The following is a 16,954-nucleotide window of genomic DNA, read 5'->3' as shown; positions in this document are numbered from 1 at the left end:
CTATTCACTTTTTAAACAATCTCCTATAGAGAGAAATAAACTCTTTATCTAAATCCCTTGAGCTTTCCATCCTATTATACCTCACATATATATAAATCTCTCTTATTCTTCTTAAAACTTCAGAATCAAAAAGCTGAAAAGTCTTCTTATAGACATCTTGAGTAGTATCTGAAGGTTTTAGATCTACCCCAAGATTTTTACTCCTCATAAGATATTTCCTATAATACTCCCTCACTATCCCTAAATTTCTCCCTTCAAGAAACCTTCTTATTGCATTCCATGGGTTTATCTGAGAAAATAAAAATTCTCTCTCCTCTATATAATTCTCACCTTTTGTTTGAGAAGAAAATACCCTTCTTATTACCCACAAAATTATTAATATTATTAATCCTGTAACTAAAATATAAAAAGAAATCACAAGCAAGATATCAATTATTTCTGAATGAGACTCTCTCCTATCCCAAAGAAGTCTTAATAGTCTACTCAAATTAGGATCCATTCTAAAATCTCGAGTATTCAAACTTCCAATAAGTCCTCTTTTGGCCATAAAATTCAAAACTAAATAAAAGATCCAAGAAAGAATATAACCTATTACTATAAAAATTACTGCTATAATTGTGGTGAATAGAAAATAAACTATTGAAAAGATATTGCTAGTTATGAAAAATATTTTATCTCTAACCCCAGGAATACTCAAAAGAGCCGACAAAGAAATTACTCCAAAAGCATATCTTAGATTTAAAGAAACTAATTTCTTATCCTCAATCTTATGCTCCATATATCTTAAAGTTCTGAGAAGAAAAACACTAACCACAAAGTACACTAAAAGGGAGGGTAAAACTGTAAGCTCAAAATTCGTAAACCTACTTGTAGAAAGATATCTCATAAAAAACGAGATTATAAAAATAATAATAGCTATAGGACTGGTTTTTCTATAATGATCTACCGCAAGACCATAGCTTACTGACTTTTGAGTTAAAAGCAGATATGTAGATATTAAGGAAATGAGTAGAATTAATATCTTTTCATATGTTCCCAAAGGTAAGAAGATAATTGAGATATAAGGAATTAATACAAAAAATCTTAATTTTTCCGAAAGAAAATTCTTTAATATATGGGCCATAAAAGAAAGAAAAATAAGAAGGGGAAAGAAATAAAAAGGAACAACTGGATTATACATTATAATAACCGCCGCCATAATTAGAGAAAATATAAAAGATATTCTGGTTATTAAATCAAGATATAGAAGCCACATTTTTCTCCCTTCTCAAGGAATATTTCAGTATCTTTGGCGAAAGAAAGCTAAGATTGTCATCATAATACGTTATTAATATCACTTTCGTTAAATCAGTATCAAGAGCAGAGATATATGGAATATATTCCCTTAAAAGATAGGGCGTAATTATTACATAGGTAGAGATCATGAAGTTATTATTCCTCATAAAAGCCTTTATCACTTCCTCAAAAGGAACATTAACATTATAAGAAAGCCTCCCTAAATATTCCAAGAAAAGTTGAAGATGAGCATCGCCCATACCTGGATAGACTGTATTCTCATCTCTTGAAAATCCATAGATTAAAGAGTTAGTAGTAAAACCAAAAGGAATCTTTCTTTCATGAAATATCTCCCCTACACTTCTCGCTACCGATATACATTCCTCAATACTTTTCTCATCCATTTTGATCCAGTAAGGTTTAGAGCATTCCACATTTAAAAATATCATGGCATTGTTCTCATAGGTAAAATCAAAATTTTTTACGAGAATCTTGTTATGTTTTAAAGAAAGAGGCCAATGAATGGTTTTGGCTGGCTCCCTTCCTGTATAATCCTTAACTCCGATAATCATGGTAGGATCTTCTATAATCCATCTCTTTACTGAAGTATCCCCATTAAAATTTCCATAGGGGATCAAATCTTTCTCAAGATCTTTTCTTTTAGGAAGAACTACTAAGTCTTGAACAAGAGAAATGGACTTAGTTTTTAAATTCAATCCTAAAAAATCTCCTCCACAAAGCTCTACATTTCCAAACACGTATCTTCCTCTTTTAGTACAAGTAGCAAGGTATTTTCTTTTTATTCTCTGATAAGGTAGAAGAAAAAAAGTCATAGTATGATATAAAAAGTCCTTTGTTCTCACCTTATTTACTTGAAATTTATACTCAATGACTGAGGGTAGTTCTTGAATAACCTGAAGAAACGTAACAGGTATAAGTTTTCTATTTTCAACCACTACTTCAATATATATATCTTCTGCTATTTCAGCAACTCTCTTCGAAAAATTTCTATTGAAGTATACCTTGTCAAGGATATATCTTTTTGATAATTCGTTTAACAAAATACCAATTAATATTAAAAAAAGTAAGAGATATACCATTTAAAATTCCTCTTAAAATTCCTCTAATGGGACTTTAACATTGTCAACAATAATATTGATATTCTCATATATATCCTTAGTTCTGGATGCACCCATAGAGATTATCCTATGATTCAGTATAAAAGGAGCAAGGTACTTTATATCTTCAGGTATTACGTAATCTCTACCATTAAAGAGAGCATAAACTTGACTTGCCTTAAAAAGGGCAATACTCCCTCTAGGACTTACTCCTAGAAGAATAGTATCGGAATTTCGAGTATACTCTACTATGTCAAGAAGGTAATTCAGTACTTCTCTCGAGATTTTTACATTACTAAAATTATTTCTTAAATACTCTATTTCATCAAAATTTACTACACTTTCCACATCTTCAAGCATGTCCCTCTTTTTATTTCTATTTATAATTTCTATTTCCTCTTCTCTCGTGGGGTATCCAATCTTTATTCTCATAAAAAATCTATCCAGTTCTGCTTCAGGAAGAGGAAAAGTTCCGTAAGTTTCTACAGGATTTTGAGTTGCAAGCACCATGAAAGGATCAGGAAGCTTCCAAGTAACTCCATCTACAGTAACTTGCTTTTCTTCCATTGCTTCTAATAAACTACTTTGAGTCCTTGGAGTTGCCCTATTTATTTCATCAGCAAGAATAACATTAGCAAACAATGGTCCAGGCCTAAATTCAAATTCCCCTTTTTTCTGATTATAAAAATTAATCCCTGTAAGATCTGAAGGGAGAAGGTCTGGAGTAAACTGAATTCTCTTAAAACTTCCTCCAATAGTTTTAGCAAAAGCTTTTACCATAAGAGTCTTCCCAAGTCCAGGCACATCTTCTAATAAAACGTGTCCTCCACATATAAAAGATATTGCTATAAGCTCAATTATCTTTTCCTTCCCTACTATGGCCTTTGAAACGTTTTTCACCACTTTTTCCTTAAACTCTACATATCTATCAACATCCATGAAAGATCCTCATAAACAACTTTTTGTTTTTTATTTTATCACTTTCCTAACTAATTTTTTATCCCTTTTCAAGTAAGGCAATATTCTCCACATGGAAAGTTTGAGGAAACATATCTACAGGCTGAATATTCACCAAATTATAACCAGCATCCACAAGAATATTCACATCCCTTGCTAAGGTTGAAGGATAACAAGAGATGTATATAATCTGCTTAACCTTAGCACGGATTATAGCCTCAAGAAGATTTTGATCACATCCCTTTCTTGGTGGATCCAACACTATAGCATCAGGAATCTTCCCATCCTCGATTAATCTAGGTATTACCTCTTCAGATCTTCCCCAAATAAACTCCACATTTTTAACCTTATTTATTCTCGCATTCTTCCAAGCATCTTCAATAGCTGATCTTTCTACTTCTATCCCATACACTTTTTCAGCTTTTTTAGAGAGAAAAAGAGAAATAGTTCCAATTCCACAATAAGCGTCAAAAACCAATTTACTATTAGGGGATAAATACTCTAAAGCCTTGTTATAAAGTTTTTCCGTTTGAATAGAATTTATCTGAAAAAAGGAAACAGGAGATATCTCAAATATAAATTCTCCAATTTTATCTCTTATTACCTCCTCTCCCCATATAAGTCTACTCTCTTCCCCAAAGATCTCATTTGTCCTTTTAGGATTGATATTTATATAAAAAGACTTTAAATTCTTAAGTCTATATCTATAAAATCTTGCAATCTTTTTGGCATTATCAATCATCCCTTTGGAAACAAGAACCACCATAAGATCATCAAAGGCAAAAGATCTTCTTACCACTACAAACCTCAAAAGTCCTGTGTGTTGAAGCTCATTATAAACTTCTATATGAAATTTTTTTATAGCTTCTTTTGTGGTTTCTATAACTTTATCCGCATCTTCATGTTGCACTATACAACCACTTATATCTACGATGTGATGAGTATTGGGCTTATAAAATCCTAAAACTACCTTTCCTCTTCTTTTTCCTACAGGAATTTTTGCCTTGTTTCTATATCTGTAAGGGTTTTCCATACCTATTACAGGACTTATCTCCTTTTCAATCTTTCCAATTCTTTTAAAAGCATCTTCTACAATCATTCTTTTTAATTCTAATTGATAACCATAATTAACATGCATTAAATGACATCCTCCACATTGATAAAATACATTACAAGCAGGTTCACATCTTTGAGGATCCTTTGTTATAAACTCCACAATTTTTCCAACAGCATAATCCCTTTTTGCTGTATGAATTTTGATTTTAACAACCTCTCCAGGAAGAGCATAATCTACAAACACTACAAAACTATTTATATAAGCAATCCCCTGTCCTTGAGAATTTATTTTCTCAATCTTTACTTGATATTCTTCTCCGACTTTAACCATATACCTTTATTCTATACCAAGCTCCTCTTTTACTTTTCTATAGGCTAATTTAGCAAGCCCCCCTGCCACATGAGTTTTTATCTCTTTCTTCTTTAACTCATCTTCAAGGACATCAAGAACTATATCAGGATCTGCTTTAAGAATATTCCTTACTGTTTGCTTTGTCAGTCCAAGAAACTCGGCTATCTCTGCTTCTGTCTTCATATACCTATCCCTCAATATTACTGCATAACAAGCCTCAATAAGGCTTGGAACCCAAGTAAGGTTTCTATAGAGAATTAATTTCCTTGGTCCACCCAGAATATCAAGAGTCTTTAAAAAGGTCTTCATAGCAAGACTATCGAGCTCATCTTCTTTTATAGGGATCTCATCACCACTAAGTATTGGCATCAGCCTTCACCCCCTTAGAAAGTTCCTTCAAAGATTGACCAATTCTCACTAAACCATTCCTGTCAATCTCAAGAAGATAGGTATCAGTACTATGTCCACACATCCTACAACCATCTATTCTAAAAAGTCTGACCAACTCTCCCATAGGTCTTTTATACATCCTCTCCATATACTGACTACTAATTAAAACCTTTGAAAGGACCATAGTTCCATCCACTATGTGAGATATGGCAAAACCTCCCGCTGCTTCGGCTGAAAATTCTTCTTGGCTAGATCTTTTTTGAGAAATAAATATAGCTGTTTGATACCATTTCTTCATAAAATTAAAAAGTTGCCGTACAATAATCCTTGCCATCATTTCCTTAGCCTCATAAAGTCCAGTTATAGAATCTATTACCGTATATTTTATCTTATACTTTTTTATGGCATGGGCAAGGGTTGCAAGAAGAGTGGGCACATCTTCCCTAAGTTTGGAGTAAGAAGCTGCATCAATAAACACAATATTCTCATCAATTACACTTTCTTCTACACCCATTGCAGCAGCTCTTGACTTCATAGATGTAGCCACAAAATGAGCTGGAGACTCTACTGTAATAAAGGCCACCGCATTTCCTAAAGAAGCTTGTTTTATTGCAAATTGCTCTCCCATAAGACTCTTACCTGTATCAGAAATTCCCGTCAGGTTGAATACGCTATACTGAGGAATTCCTCCTAAAGGTACAACTCTTGTTTTTCCTTTTTCAATTTTTGTTGTAAAAAAAAGATTATCAAGTCCTTCTATTCCAGTAGGAATACCTCTTATTTCTACAGCCCTATCACCTATGTCTTTCAAAGATAAAATTGCATCTTCTACTACCTCATACTGAGTCTGCTGATAACTTCTTTCCTCTTTTTCCATGCTCTCATCTCCCCTTTTTAAAGAGAAATTTATTAAAGTATATCAAAAATTTTAAATTAAAATATAAAACTTAAAGCCCCGGGAAGGGGGACCCGGGGCTCTGGGTTAGAAGGAGAGGCTGAGGTTATAGTGAGGAGAGGGAGAGAGAACTAAAAGAATCTATTACTTCCTTTATCAATTTCGCTGACTTATAAAGCTCTCTTTCTTCCTCTTCTGATAATTTCACTTGTAAAACCTTTTTCACCCCATTTCTTCCGACTATAGAGGGTAAACTTAAAGGTATATCTTTAAACCCAAAAATCTCCGGATGAACTATGGAGACAGGAAGAATCCTATTTTCATCTCGGGCTATTGCCTCTACTATATTTACAAGGGCAAGTCCTATAGCATAGTAAGTTGCACCTTTATATTCAATTATTTTATAAGCAGAATTCCTTACCTCCTTTATTATCGCCTCTTTCACATTATCCTCAAAACATCTCTTACCACAAACAGGACAGAATTCCGAAAGAGAAATGCCACCAATATGAGTCAAACTCCAGGCTAAAACCGCAGTATCTCCATGTTCTCCTATTACATAAGCATTTACAGATCTGGGATCTACATCACAATGTCTTGAAAGAAGATAAGCAAACCTTGAGCTATCAAGAACAGTTCCCGAACCTATCACTTTATTCCTGGAGAAACCAGAGAACTTATAAGTAAAGTAAGTTAAAACGTCTACAGGATTGGTCACGATCAAGAATATTCCATTAAAACCACTCTGAACTATTTCTGGAATAAGACTCCTGTAAATATTGATATTCCTATCTAAAAGCTGCAACCTTGTTTCTCCTGGTTTTTGTTTAGCTCCAGCGGTGATAACTACCATGTCTGAATCCTTAGCTTCCTTCAAATCTCCTGCTCTTATTTCTACAGGCTTTGTAAAGTATATTCCATGAGCTAAATCTAAAGCCTCCCCTATCGCTCTTTTTTCATCTATATCATAAAGTACAATTTCTTCTATTAGACCTTTATGAATAAGGCTATAAGCGAAGGATGTTCCAACAGCACCTGCACCTACGATTAATACTTTTTTCATTTAAATCACCTACCCTTTTAGTATGAATTCTAAATATAATTAAATCAATACTATTCCAAAAAGTCAATTAAAGAAATATTAAGAAATTAAAAATCTCAACAAACCAAGGTTATTGAAAAATCCCATATAAAAGTGCTATATTCATAGATAAAAATTTATAATTTTAAAGAAGGTGAAGGAGTATGGATTTATTTGATAAGATAAAGAAAGTAGAATATTTACAAGAAGCAAGGATAGCCATTGACCAAGGGATTTATCCCTTTTTCTTACCGCTTGAAGAGACTGAAGGAACAGAAGTGGTTATAAATGGTAGAAGATTGATAATGCTTGGTTCTAACAACTACCTTGGCTTAACCACCCACCCCAAAGTGAAAGAGGCAGCAATAAAGGCAATAAAAGAATATGGTACTAGTTGTACCGGTTCCCGATTTATGAACGGTACATTAAAGCTTCATAAAAAATTAGAAGAAAAACTTGCGGAGTTTTTACACAAAGAAGCAGCTCTTGTTTTTTCAACAGGGTATCAGACAAATCTTGGCACTATTTCTGCCTTAATTGGCAAAGGGGATATCGCTATAACTGATAAAGAAGATCATGCATCCATAATTGATGGATGCCGACTTTCTCAGGGAGAGATGAAAAGATTTAAACATAATGACATGGAAGATTTGGAAAAAGTTCTTGCTTCCTGCTCTGATAATGCAGGAAAATTAGTCATTGTAGATGGGGTATTTTCTATGGCTGGAGATATAGCACCCCTTCCTGAAATTGTAAAGTTATGTGAAAAATATGGGGCAAGACTAATGGTAGATGATGCTCATTCCATTGGAGTGCTGGGAGATCACGGAAGAGGAACTGCAAATCACTTTGGACTTGAGGACAAAGTAGACATAATTATGGGAACTTTTAGTAAATCTTTTGCAAGCCTTGGTGGATTCATAGCGGGAGATGAAGATGTAATATTCTACATACAACATACTGCAAGATCCTTTATATTTTCTGCAAGTATGTCACCAGCAAATACTGCAGCAGCCCTCGCAGCTTTAGAAGTCATGCAAGAAGAACCTGAAAGAATTGACCATCTCTGGAAGATAGCAAATAGGATGAGAGAGGGCTTAAAATCCCTTGGTTTTGATATTGGAAACAGTTGTACTCCAATTATTCCTATATACATTAGGGACCGTTGGAAGACAATCTACATGTGGAAGGAACTTTTTGATCTTGGAGTCTATTGCAATCCTGTACTTCCTCCTGGTGTTCCTCCTAATCAATCCCTACTTAGAACCAGCTATATGGCGACTCACACTGAAGAACAAATAGACAGAGCCTTAGAAATTTTTGAAAAGGCAGGGAAGAAAGTTGGAATCATATAGTAAAATAAAACTCATTAATCGAGCCATAACAGAATTTATTGAACTCTTAGCCTCTCAAGAACCCGCCCCAGGAGGGGGAGCTGCATCTTCTTTGGTAGGCGCTATTGGGGTTGCTCTTTCTTCAATGGTGGCAAATCTCACCGTGGGGAAGGAAAAGTTTAAAGATAAAGAGGAATTAATGAATGAAATAATAGAAGAAAACAAGAAAATTCAAAAAGAACTTTTAGAATTAATAGAAAAAGATGCCGAAGCCTTTTCCAAGGTAGCAAAAGCTCTAAAAATGCCTAAAGGTACAGAAGAAGAAAAAAATAAAAGAAAAGAAGCATTAGAAACTGCACTAAAAGAAGCAGCCCTTGTTCCCCTTGAGATCATAAGAAAAAGTATAAATGCACTAAGACTCCTTGAAAAATCCCTTGGAAACTCTAATCCCAATGCAGTAAGTGATATAGGAGTTGGAGCAGTATGTCTTAAAGCTGCTCTTCAAGGAGCTTGGCTTAACGTAAAGATTAACTTAGCAAGTATAAGAGATAAAGATTTTGTGAAAAATATACAAAAAGAAGCAGAATCCCTTTTGAAAGACGGGATTCTGCTTTCTGACAAAATTTATGAGGAAGTAGAAAGTATATTACAAATAACTTAAAACACAAAAGCCGATTTTATCAAACCATATTTTCCTCGGAAAAAGTTCATCTCTATTGCCTTTTTATATTCCTCAAGCTTGAAAGTATGGGTCAAGAGCGGGGAAAGATCAAGACCTTCTTCCATTAACTGTAAAGCTATGCCATATCCTCTTTTCCTCTCACCCCTAAAAATTTCTCCACTACTACTATTGGTACCTGCTACTCTTAATTCTTTAAACCAAACAAAAGTCCAATCTACCCTCTTGGTAACCCCTGCAAGCCCCACAAGAACAGTTGTTCCTCCCTGCTTTGTAAACCTCAAAGCATCATCTATAGAGTCATCGCTTCCCACACACTCAAAGACTACATCTGCTCCACCCACCATTACAGGCTTTCCAAGAAGAGGTTTTAAAAGCTTAGCAGAGGTTAATTCAGCCACTTTTTTATAAAGTTCCCATTTATTCAAACCTTTTGTATATACCACTTCATCTGCCCCATAATGTTTTGCAAACTCTCCTTGAAACTTATATCTTGCAAGAACAATAATTCTTGTCTTACTCCCCAACGCCCTTAAAGCACTAACTACATTTATGCCTATACTTCCAGATCCAACCACAATCACTGTATCGCTATCCTTTGGGAAGTTTCTCATTACAGGATGTAAAGCTGAACAAAAAGCATCCACAAGAATAGCATTCTCATTAGAAACTTTATCAGGCACCTTAAAGAGCTGAAATTGATTAGCTACATAGTATTCTCCCCAACTTCCGCCTGTATCCCTACAAGATCCAATCATAAGACCAGGAGAAACTATACCTTCATTAAAATTCATACATTGGGAAAATTCAAAATTTTGACATTTCTCACATGGAGGATATATTTCTCTGGCATTACAAGACAAAGTAGGATCTGCTATAACCCTATCTCCTACCTCAAATCCCTCAACTTCATCTCCTTTTTCTACTATAATTCCTAAATTTTCATGTCCTATAACAAAAGGAAAAGAAGCAAAAGGAGAGGTAGAAGGACTATCATGTAATCTAATAAGACCTATGTCACTGCCACAAATTCCTCCCATCAAAGTTTTTATCTTTACCCATTTACCGCTGGGAAGTTTTGGCTCAGGATATTCTCCATATCTTATACAGGAAAAAATATTGTAATAAAAAGAATGATGCACTTTTCCTAAAGCTTTACTTATTAAATATCTCGGTATACTTTCCTCAAACCACACTGCCTTCATATTTTTAGTCCTCCTAAAAATTCATAATGTAGCTCTATAAAGCTCATCAAAATATTCCTGAATATCCTCATTATTTAAAAGTCTCTTCCCTATAGCACTTCCCACAATTACTCCATCAACTAAGCCTTTTAAAGCAGCTATTTGAGAACTATTACTTAAACCAAAACCCCAAACAAGAGGTTTATCAGTTTCTTTTTTAATCCTACTTATAAAAGACACTCCCTCTTCAGGAAGTTTGTCTCTTTCTCCTGTCACTCCTTTGACAGAGATACAATAAAGAAAACTTGGAGCCATTTTTAAAATCTTTTTCATCCTTTCATCCCTTGTGGTAGGAGAAATAAAAAGAATAAGATCAAGGTTATATTTATTAAATAGAGGAATTAAAGTTTCTGCCTCTTCCATAGGAAGATCAGGTATAACTAATCCTTTAATCTCCGTATCCTTGAATCTTTTCAGATTCTCTTCAAGCTTATTCTGAATTAAATTAAAATAAAGTAGAAGAATAACATCAATATTTCTCGAAACTCCCGACCTCACAAGCCAATCAAGAGTACTATTTAAATTTACTCCCCTTACCATCGCCCTGTAATTTATCTCCTGTAAAACGGGACCATCAGCCACTGGATCCGAAAAAGGAACCCCAAGCTCAAGTATATCAATCTTATCCTTGTTCTTCAATAAAAAAACCTCCAAAAAATCAAAACTGGGAAATCCTGAAACAAAAAAGGGAATAAAAAATAGAGATTTACTTTTATTTTTGAATTTTTCTAATAAATTGCTCATTCTTTCTCCCCCATGTAATTTATTATTATTCCTAAATCCTTGTCTCCTCTTCCCGAAAGGTTGATTATTATAATAGGTTCTTCTTCAGGAAAATCTTTTCTATGCTCTATTACATATCCTATGGCATGAGCACTCTCAAGAGCAGGAATAATTCCCTCCAACTCCGAAAGAGTCAAAAAACCCTTCAATGCCACATCATCAGTAGCTATATCGTATTTTACTCTTCCAATCTGAGCAAGGAAACTATGTTCAGGACCCACCCCAGGATAATCCAAACCAGCAGATATGGAATGAGTAGGAGAAACATTCCCATTTTCGTCTTGTATAAGATACATCTTAGCCCCGTGAAGAACCCCTACTTTTCCAAAATTTATGCTTGCAGAATGTAAGCCAGATCCTAACCCCTTTCCTCCTCCCTCAACTCCTATTATCTTTACATCTTCCTCAAGAAAAGGATAAAAAAGTCCTATAGAATTGCTTCCTCCTCCTACGGAGGCTATCAAATAATCAGGAAGTCTTCCTTCTATCTCTAATATCTGATTCTTGGCTTCTTCGCCTATTATTTTTTGAAAATCCCTTACAATAATGGGATAAGGATGAGGACCAACTACTGATCCCAAAAGATAATAACTATCTTCAGGATGTGCTACCCAATCCCTCAATGCCTCATTTATTGCTTCTTTTAAAGTCCTTGAACCAACCTTTACAGGAACTACTTCTGCACCTAAGAGTTTCATCCTTAGGACATTAATCTTTTGTCTTTCACAATCTTCCTCTCCCATATAAACTGTGCACTGAAAACCAAAAAGTGCAGCTACAGTAGCAGTAGCAACACCATGTTGTCCTGCACCCGTCTCTGCGATTAGTCTCCTTTTTCCCATGTATTTAGCAAGTAGTGCTTGTCCTACAGCATTGTTTATTTTGTGAGCTCCTGTATGGCATAAGTCTTCTCTCTTTAGGTATATCTTTGCATTTAGCCTTTCTGAGAGATTTTTTGCAAAATAGAGAGGAGTTGGTCTTCCCACATAGGTTTTAAGATAATAACCTAATTCCTTTTTGAATTCTTCATCATCTTTGTATTTATTATAAGCTTCTTCTAACTGAAGTAATGGTTCCATTAAAGTCTCAGGAACAAACCTTCCTCCAAATTCTCCAAAGTATCCTCTCTCATCGGGAAGATTTTTAAAGTCTATTTTTCTCATAATCTCTCACCTTTCTCATAAAATTTGATATCTTAATAAGATCTTTTTTGCCTTTTTCTATTTCAACACCACTGGAAAGATCCAAACCAAACGGATCAAGCTCTAAAGCCATATCTACATTACTCTCATTTATACCTCCTGCTATAATCACCTTCTTATCCACGTAATTTTTTACCTTTCTTATAAATTCTTCAAAACTCATATCTGATTTCTTGCTTTTATCTAGCAAAATATAAGCCAATTTGGAAAATTTTTCTATATTCTCTTCTAAGTCAACTTCTTCATCTATATTTAGAGCCCTAATCAAGAAATATTCTTTAAACTTTTCTAAAAAAGAAAGATCCTCATTCCCATGAAATTGAATCCCATCAAGAGGAAGAATTTCCAAAACCTCTTTTATTTCTTCTTCAGAATTTCCTGCAAATACCCCTATTTTCATTATATTAATTCTCTTAAGATGGGGGGACATTTTTTTAAGCTGTTCCATGGATATAAATCTGGGAGACCATGGAACAAAAACTAAACCTATGGCATTCACCTTCTCCATTTCGCAATGCAAAGCACTTATTATATCTGTTATTCCACAGATTTTAATCCACATCCCTCAAAAAGTTCCTCTATTTTCTTTTGAGGATCTTGTGAGATCACAATGCTTTCTCCAACAAGAATACCTTTTACTCCATGCTCATAAAGAATCTTTACTTCTTCTCCATCTTTTATACCACTGGCGCTTATCACAAAAGTATCTGCTGGTATATGAGGCAATAACCTTAAGGTGTTATTAATATCTACTTTAAAACTTGTAAGATCTCGATTGTTTATCATAATAATTCTTGGTTTTAAATCAATTACTTTTTCTAAATCTTCTTCATTGTAAACCTCTATTATGGGTTCCATATCAAGCCTCAAGCAAAGATTGTACAAAGCCTTAATATCACTCTGAGAAAGTATCCTTGCTATGAGTAAGATTGCATCAGCACCAAGGAGTCTTCCTTCGTAAATTTGCTCAGGTATAAGAATAAAATCCTTTTGTAACAAAGGTTTCTGAGTAATCTTCCTTACCAAAGATAGATTATTCATACTTGCAGAAAAAGACTCAGCAGTAAGGACCGATATAGCAGATATTTCCTTAGCGCCATCGTATATCCTTGCCATCTCAGAAACGGTTAGAGAAAGAAGTTTTCCCTTCACAGGAGAAGCAGGTTTTATTTCTCCTATTATATTGAATCTATCCTTGCTTAAAACTTTATAAAAATAGTCCTTTTCCTTTTCAGGAAAGCTATTAGGTATTTTATATATTTTATTGAAAATTACTTTTTTCTTCTCCTCTACAAGTTTATCCAAAATATTCATGCGGTCTTCCCCCTCAAGGTTTCAATATATTCATATACTTTTCCTTTCATGATATGATCCTTTACCATATCAAAGCCCTCTTTTACCTCTTTTACTTTTCCTAAAACCCAAAGGGCAAAAGCGCTATTTACTGCCACAATGTCAATATGAGCCTCTTTTGCTCTACCCTTAAAAATGTTCTCTAATATCTTGGCATTTTCCTGAGCATCTCCACCATTAAAATCTTCTCTTTGATATCTCTTTACTCCAATATCCTCAGGAGAAAATTCAAAATAATCTATTTTACTATTTTTTAAATAGGCAAAAACAGTTTTTCCAGACAAAGAGATCTCATCAATTCCATCATCTTTACCGTGATAGAATAAAATATTATCTTTTTTCAAGATTAAAGACGCTTCTGCCATTCTATGCATAACTTTTTCTGAGTAAACCCCAAGAATTTGTCCAGATAAATTAGCAGGATTTAACATAGGACCTGCCATGTTAAATATGGTTCCAATACCAAGTTCTCTTCTCACCTTTACCGCTTTACCTACCACAGGATGAAAATAGGGTGCAAAGATTATGCCTATTCCTTTATCATCTATGTCCTTTGCAATTTCTTCAGGATTATCGCTACATTTGAAGCCCAAAGCCTCAATCACATCAATGCTACCCGCTTTACTTGACATAGCTCTATTACCGTGCTTTGCTACTTTAATTCCTAAGCTTGCAAGAGTAAAAGCTACAGCAGTGGAGATGTTAAAAGTATTTGATTTATCTCCTCCTGTACCACAGACATCTATAGCTGGAGTCTTATTAGGTACTTTTTTTGCCTTTTCATGGAGTACATCCACAAAACCAGCTATCTCCTCTGGATTTTCTCCTTTTAACCTTAAACCGAGAAGAATAGCTCCAAGCTGTGCCTCTGTAATCTCTTCCCTATCAATACTAAGTACTATTTCTCTTGCCTCTTCAAAATTTAAATGCTTTCCTTCAGATATCTTTTTCAAAAATTCTTTAACCATATATGACACCCCCTATTTTTAGGAAATTTTTAATTATTCTTTTTCCAAAAGTTGTAAATATAGATTCAGGATGAAACTGCAATCCATACACTGGTTTATCCTCATATTGAATCCCCATGATAAGTTTGTCTTGGGTCCAGGCTATAACTTTTAAAGAAGAGCTCAAAGAATCTATGTCCACTACAAGAGAATGATATCTTGTTGCTTCAAAAGGATTATTTATACCCTCAAAGATAGGATTTTGAGAGTGATAAATATAAGAAACTTTCCCATGCACAGGAACAGGTGCCCTTACAATCTTGGTTCCAAAAGCCGCAGCGATAGCCTGATGTCCAAGGCAGATTCCAAGAATTGGCAATTTATTCTTAAATTCTTTTACTACTGGAATACTTACTCCAGCATTTTCGGGAATAGAAGGTCCTGGAGAGATGATAATTGCCTGAGGATTTAATTTATAAATATCTTCAATAGTTATTTTATCATTTCGATATACCTTTACCTTACAAAACTCAGCTACATACTGATAGAGATTGTAAGTAAAAGAGTCGTAATTATCTATTAAAAGCACCATATTAAATATCCCCCACAATCTTTATGGCTTCAAAAAGAGCCTTAGCTTTATTTATACATTCCTTATATTCTCTTTCTGGAATAGAATCATAAACAATACCAGCTCCTGTCTGGATAAATAGATCTTTCCCTTTTAAGAGATATGTCCTTATAGTTATGCAAGTGTCTAAATTACCATTTAGAGAAAAATAACCAACTCCTCCTGCATAAGGACCTCTACGATATTTCTCGAGTTCTTCTATTATCTCCATAGCTCGAACCTTTGGAGCTCCAGATACTGTGCCTGCAGGAAAGGAAGCTCTTAGAACCTCGAGAGGGTGAATGCCTTCTCTAACATCACAAGTAACAGTGCTTACTAAATGCATTACATGAGAGTACTTTTCTACATGCATCAGATTTTCACACCTTACAGTACCAATCTTTGCAACCCTTCCAAGATCATTTCTTGCAAGATCAAGAAGCATAGTATGTTCAGCCTTTTCCTTTTCATCCCTAAGAAGTTCTTTTTCAAGAGATATATCTTCTTCCTCGTCCTTCCCCCTTCTTCTTGTACCAGCAATAGGTCTTATCTCTGCTTTCCCTTCTTCAACTTTTACAAGAGCTTCAGGAGAAGAACCAATTAAATATCTATCCTTAAACTTTAAGAAGAACATATAAGGAGAAGGATTTACAAACCTCAAAGCCCTATAAAGAAGGTAAGGGTCTCCCTCATATCTCGTGTAAAATCTTTGGGAATATACCACCTGAAATATCTCTCCTGCTTTTATGTATTCTATAGCTTTTTTAACATTCTCCTCGTATTCATCCTTTGAAGTTAAATTTTCTATTTGTGCATTAATGTTTGCTTTACAAAGATTTCCTACTGGTTTCTTTAAAACTTCCTTAATCTCTGAGATTTTTTCTTCTATTCTATCTTTTACCTCAAAATTACCTATTTCCTCTTCGGGTATAAGAAAAATCACGCTTATTCTCCTTTTAAGATGATCAAAAACCACTAAAAAATCTACCACCTGAAATTCTGCCAAGGGAAATCCAATAGGATCATGGGTTAAATTAGGGAGCTTTTCCCACTGCCTAACCAAATCATAACCAAAATAACCTACCAATCCTCCAACAAATCTTGGTAAAATTTTCCCATTTTTAACATTAACCACAGGGAATCTTTCAGAAAGATATGTCAAAATGTCAAAATTTACATCATTATTAAAGGTTAAAACTTCTTTGGGCCTCCAGCTTATGAAAGAATACCTACCAACTCTCTCCCCACCCTCTGCACTTTCTAAAAGAAATAAAAAGTCTTCATCCCTTACTTTAAAAAGCAAACTAGACGGAGTTTCAAAATCTCCTGGAAAATCATAAATTATCGGTACATAGTTTTTTGTTGATAAAATCTTCTCCACAATTGGGACCACCTCCCTAAAAGAGTTTTAAAAACCTTCCAAATAAAAAACCCTCTCGCCCTTTTAAAAGGGCGAGAGGGTTTACTCTCGCGGTGCCACCTTTCTTGGGCTACATTGCCCATCTCGTTCTCGGGTACGGGAGTACCACATCGCCTCCGATACCCTTCGCCTTGATAACGGTGGCTACTCCGGCATAGCTTACTCAGGAAGAACATTATCTTCCCTTTCAGTATGCAGCTCCCAGGCCCATTCACTCCCTGCGCAGATAGCCGGCTTCCACCTTACCCGGCCTCTCTG

At 34.7% G+C, this 16,954-nt stretch carries 17 protein-coding genes and 1 other annotated feature (1 of these 18 running past the window's edge); of the genes, 2 read left to right on the top strand and 15 right to left on the bottom strand.

Annotated elements, in window-relative coordinates:
* Positions 1-4: 4 nt before the first annotated feature.
* The 7 genes from DTUR_RS03580 to DTUR_RS03550 form a co-directional block, all read right to left on the bottom strand.
* Positions 5-1,255, bottom strand: coding sequence for a hypothetical protein (locus tag DTUR_RS03580; RefSeq protein ID WP_012583076.1), 1,251 nt, complete (start codon positions 1,253-1,255; stop codon positions 5-7).
* Complete coding sequence (locus DTUR_RS03575) at positions 1,236-2,375, bottom strand: DUF58 domain-containing protein (protein WP_012583075.1); 1,140 nt, start codon at positions 2,373-2,375, stop codon at positions 1,236-1,238. Before DTUR_RS03575 ends, DTUR_RS03580 begins: the two co-directional genes overlap by 20 nt.
* Before the next feature lie 12 nt (positions 2,376-2,387).
* The gene (locus tag DTUR_RS03570; protein ID WP_012583074.1) at positions 2,388-3,332 is read right to left on the bottom strand and encodes an AAA family ATPase; all 945 of its coding nucleotides are present in this window, start codon (positions 3,330-3,332) and stop codon (positions 2,388-2,390) included.
* A gap of 58 nt (positions 3,333-3,390) precedes the next feature.
* Positions 3,391-4,737 (bottom strand): 23S rRNA (uracil(1939)-C(5))-methyltransferase RlmD, encoded by a 1,347-nt coding sequence (rlmD, locus tag DTUR_RS03565; RefSeq protein WP_012583073.1) that lies wholly within the window; start codon positions 4,735-4,737, stop codon positions 3,391-3,393.
* Positions 4,738-4,743: 6 nt separating this feature from the next.
* Positions 4,744-5,127, bottom strand: a complete 384-nt coding sequence (locus DTUR_RS03560; protein ID WP_012583072.1) for a hypothetical protein — start codon at positions 5,125-5,127, stop codon at positions 4,744-4,746.
* Positions 5,114-6,025 carry a KaiC domain-containing protein gene (locus tag DTUR_RS03555; protein ID WP_012583071.1) on the bottom strand — a complete coding sequence of 304 codons (912 nt, stop codon included), beginning with the start codon at positions 6,023-6,025 and terminating at the stop codon, positions 5,114-5,116. The genes DTUR_RS03560 and DTUR_RS03555 overlap by 14 nt, the downstream gene beginning before the upstream one ends.
* Before the next feature lie 124 nt (positions 6,026-6,149).
* Positions 6,150-7,106, bottom strand: a complete 957-nt coding sequence (locus DTUR_RS03550) for an L-lactate dehydrogenase (RefSeq protein ID WP_012583070.1) — start codon at positions 7,104-7,106, stop codon at positions 6,150-6,152.
* Between the two features lie 182 nt (positions 7,107-7,288).
* Between DTUR_RS03550 and DTUR_RS03545 the strand changes: the two genes are divergently transcribed.
* Positions 7,289-8,479, top strand: a complete 1,191-nt coding sequence (locus DTUR_RS03545) for an aminotransferase class I/II-fold pyridoxal phosphate-dependent enzyme (protein ID WP_012583069.1) — start codon at positions 7,289-7,291, stop codon at positions 8,477-8,479.
* The gene (locus DTUR_RS03540; RefSeq protein ID WP_012583068.1) at positions 8,466-9,119 is read left to right on the top strand and encodes a cyclodeaminase/cyclohydrolase family protein; all 654 of its coding nucleotides are present in this window, start codon (positions 8,466-8,468) and stop codon (positions 9,117-9,119) included. The genes DTUR_RS03545 and DTUR_RS03540 overlap by 14 nt, the downstream gene beginning before the upstream one ends.
* Here the strand turns inward: DTUR_RS03540 and DTUR_RS03535 are convergent.
* From DTUR_RS03535 to DTUR_RS03500, 8 genes are read right to left on the bottom strand one after another with little or no spacing between them, the layout of a single operon-like run.
* Positions 9,116-10,342, bottom strand: a complete 1,227-nt coding sequence (locus DTUR_RS03535; protein ID WP_012583067.1) for a zinc-dependent alcohol dehydrogenase — start codon at positions 10,340-10,342, stop codon at positions 9,116-9,118. The genes DTUR_RS03540 and DTUR_RS03535 overlap by 4 nt on opposite strands.
* A gap of 21 nt (positions 10,343-10,363) precedes the next feature.
* Positions 10,364-11,125, bottom strand: coding sequence for a tryptophan synthase subunit alpha (gene trpA, locus DTUR_RS03530; protein ID WP_012583066.1), 762 nt, complete (start codon positions 11,123-11,125; stop codon positions 10,364-10,366).
* On the bottom strand, positions 11,122-12,327 hold the full coding sequence (trpB, locus tag DTUR_RS03525) for a tryptophan synthase subunit beta (protein WP_012583065.1): 1,206 nt from the start codon (positions 12,325-12,327) through the stop codon (positions 11,122-11,124). The genes trpA and trpB overlap by 4 nt, the downstream gene beginning before the upstream one ends.
* Entirely contained in the window at positions 12,308-12,928 is a 621-nt protein-coding gene (locus tag DTUR_RS03520) for a phosphoribosylanthranilate isomerase (protein WP_012583064.1), read from the bottom strand. Before DTUR_RS03520 ends, trpB begins: the two co-directional genes overlap by 20 nt.
* Positions 12,904-13,680 (bottom strand): indole-3-glycerol phosphate synthase TrpC, encoded by a 777-nt coding sequence (locus tag DTUR_RS03515; protein WP_012583063.1) that lies wholly within the window; start codon positions 13,678-13,680, stop codon positions 12,904-12,906. The genes DTUR_RS03520 and DTUR_RS03515 overlap by 25 nt, the downstream gene beginning before the upstream one ends.
* Positions 13,677-14,687 (bottom strand): anthranilate phosphoribosyltransferase, encoded by a 1,011-nt coding sequence (gene trpD / locus DTUR_RS03510; RefSeq protein ID WP_012583062.1) that lies wholly within the window; start codon positions 14,685-14,687, stop codon positions 13,677-13,679. The genes DTUR_RS03515 and trpD overlap by 4 nt, the downstream gene beginning before the upstream one ends.
* Positions 14,680-15,258, bottom strand: coding sequence for an anthranilate synthase component II (locus tag DTUR_RS03505; RefSeq protein WP_012583061.1), 579 nt, complete (start codon positions 15,256-15,258; stop codon positions 14,680-14,682). The genes trpD and DTUR_RS03505 overlap by 8 nt, the downstream gene beginning before the upstream one ends.
* A gap of 1 nt (position 15,259) precedes the next feature.
* Complete coding sequence (locus DTUR_RS03500) at positions 15,260-16,657, bottom strand: anthranilate synthase component I family protein (RefSeq protein WP_012583060.1); 1,398 nt, start codon at positions 16,655-16,657, stop codon at positions 15,260-15,262.
* A 64-nt stretch (positions 16,658-16,721) separates the two neighbouring features.
* Positions 16,722-16,954, bottom strand: a binding site (T-box leader); it runs 41 nt beyond the window's last position.

It is taken from the genome of Dictyoglomus turgidum DSM 6724, assembly GCF_000021645.1.
GTDB classification, from domain to species: domain Bacteria; phylum Dictyoglomota; class Dictyoglomia; order Dictyoglomales; family Dictyoglomaceae; genus Dictyoglomus; species Dictyoglomus turgidum.
This window is presented reverse-complemented; position numbering and strand designations above follow the sequence as displayed.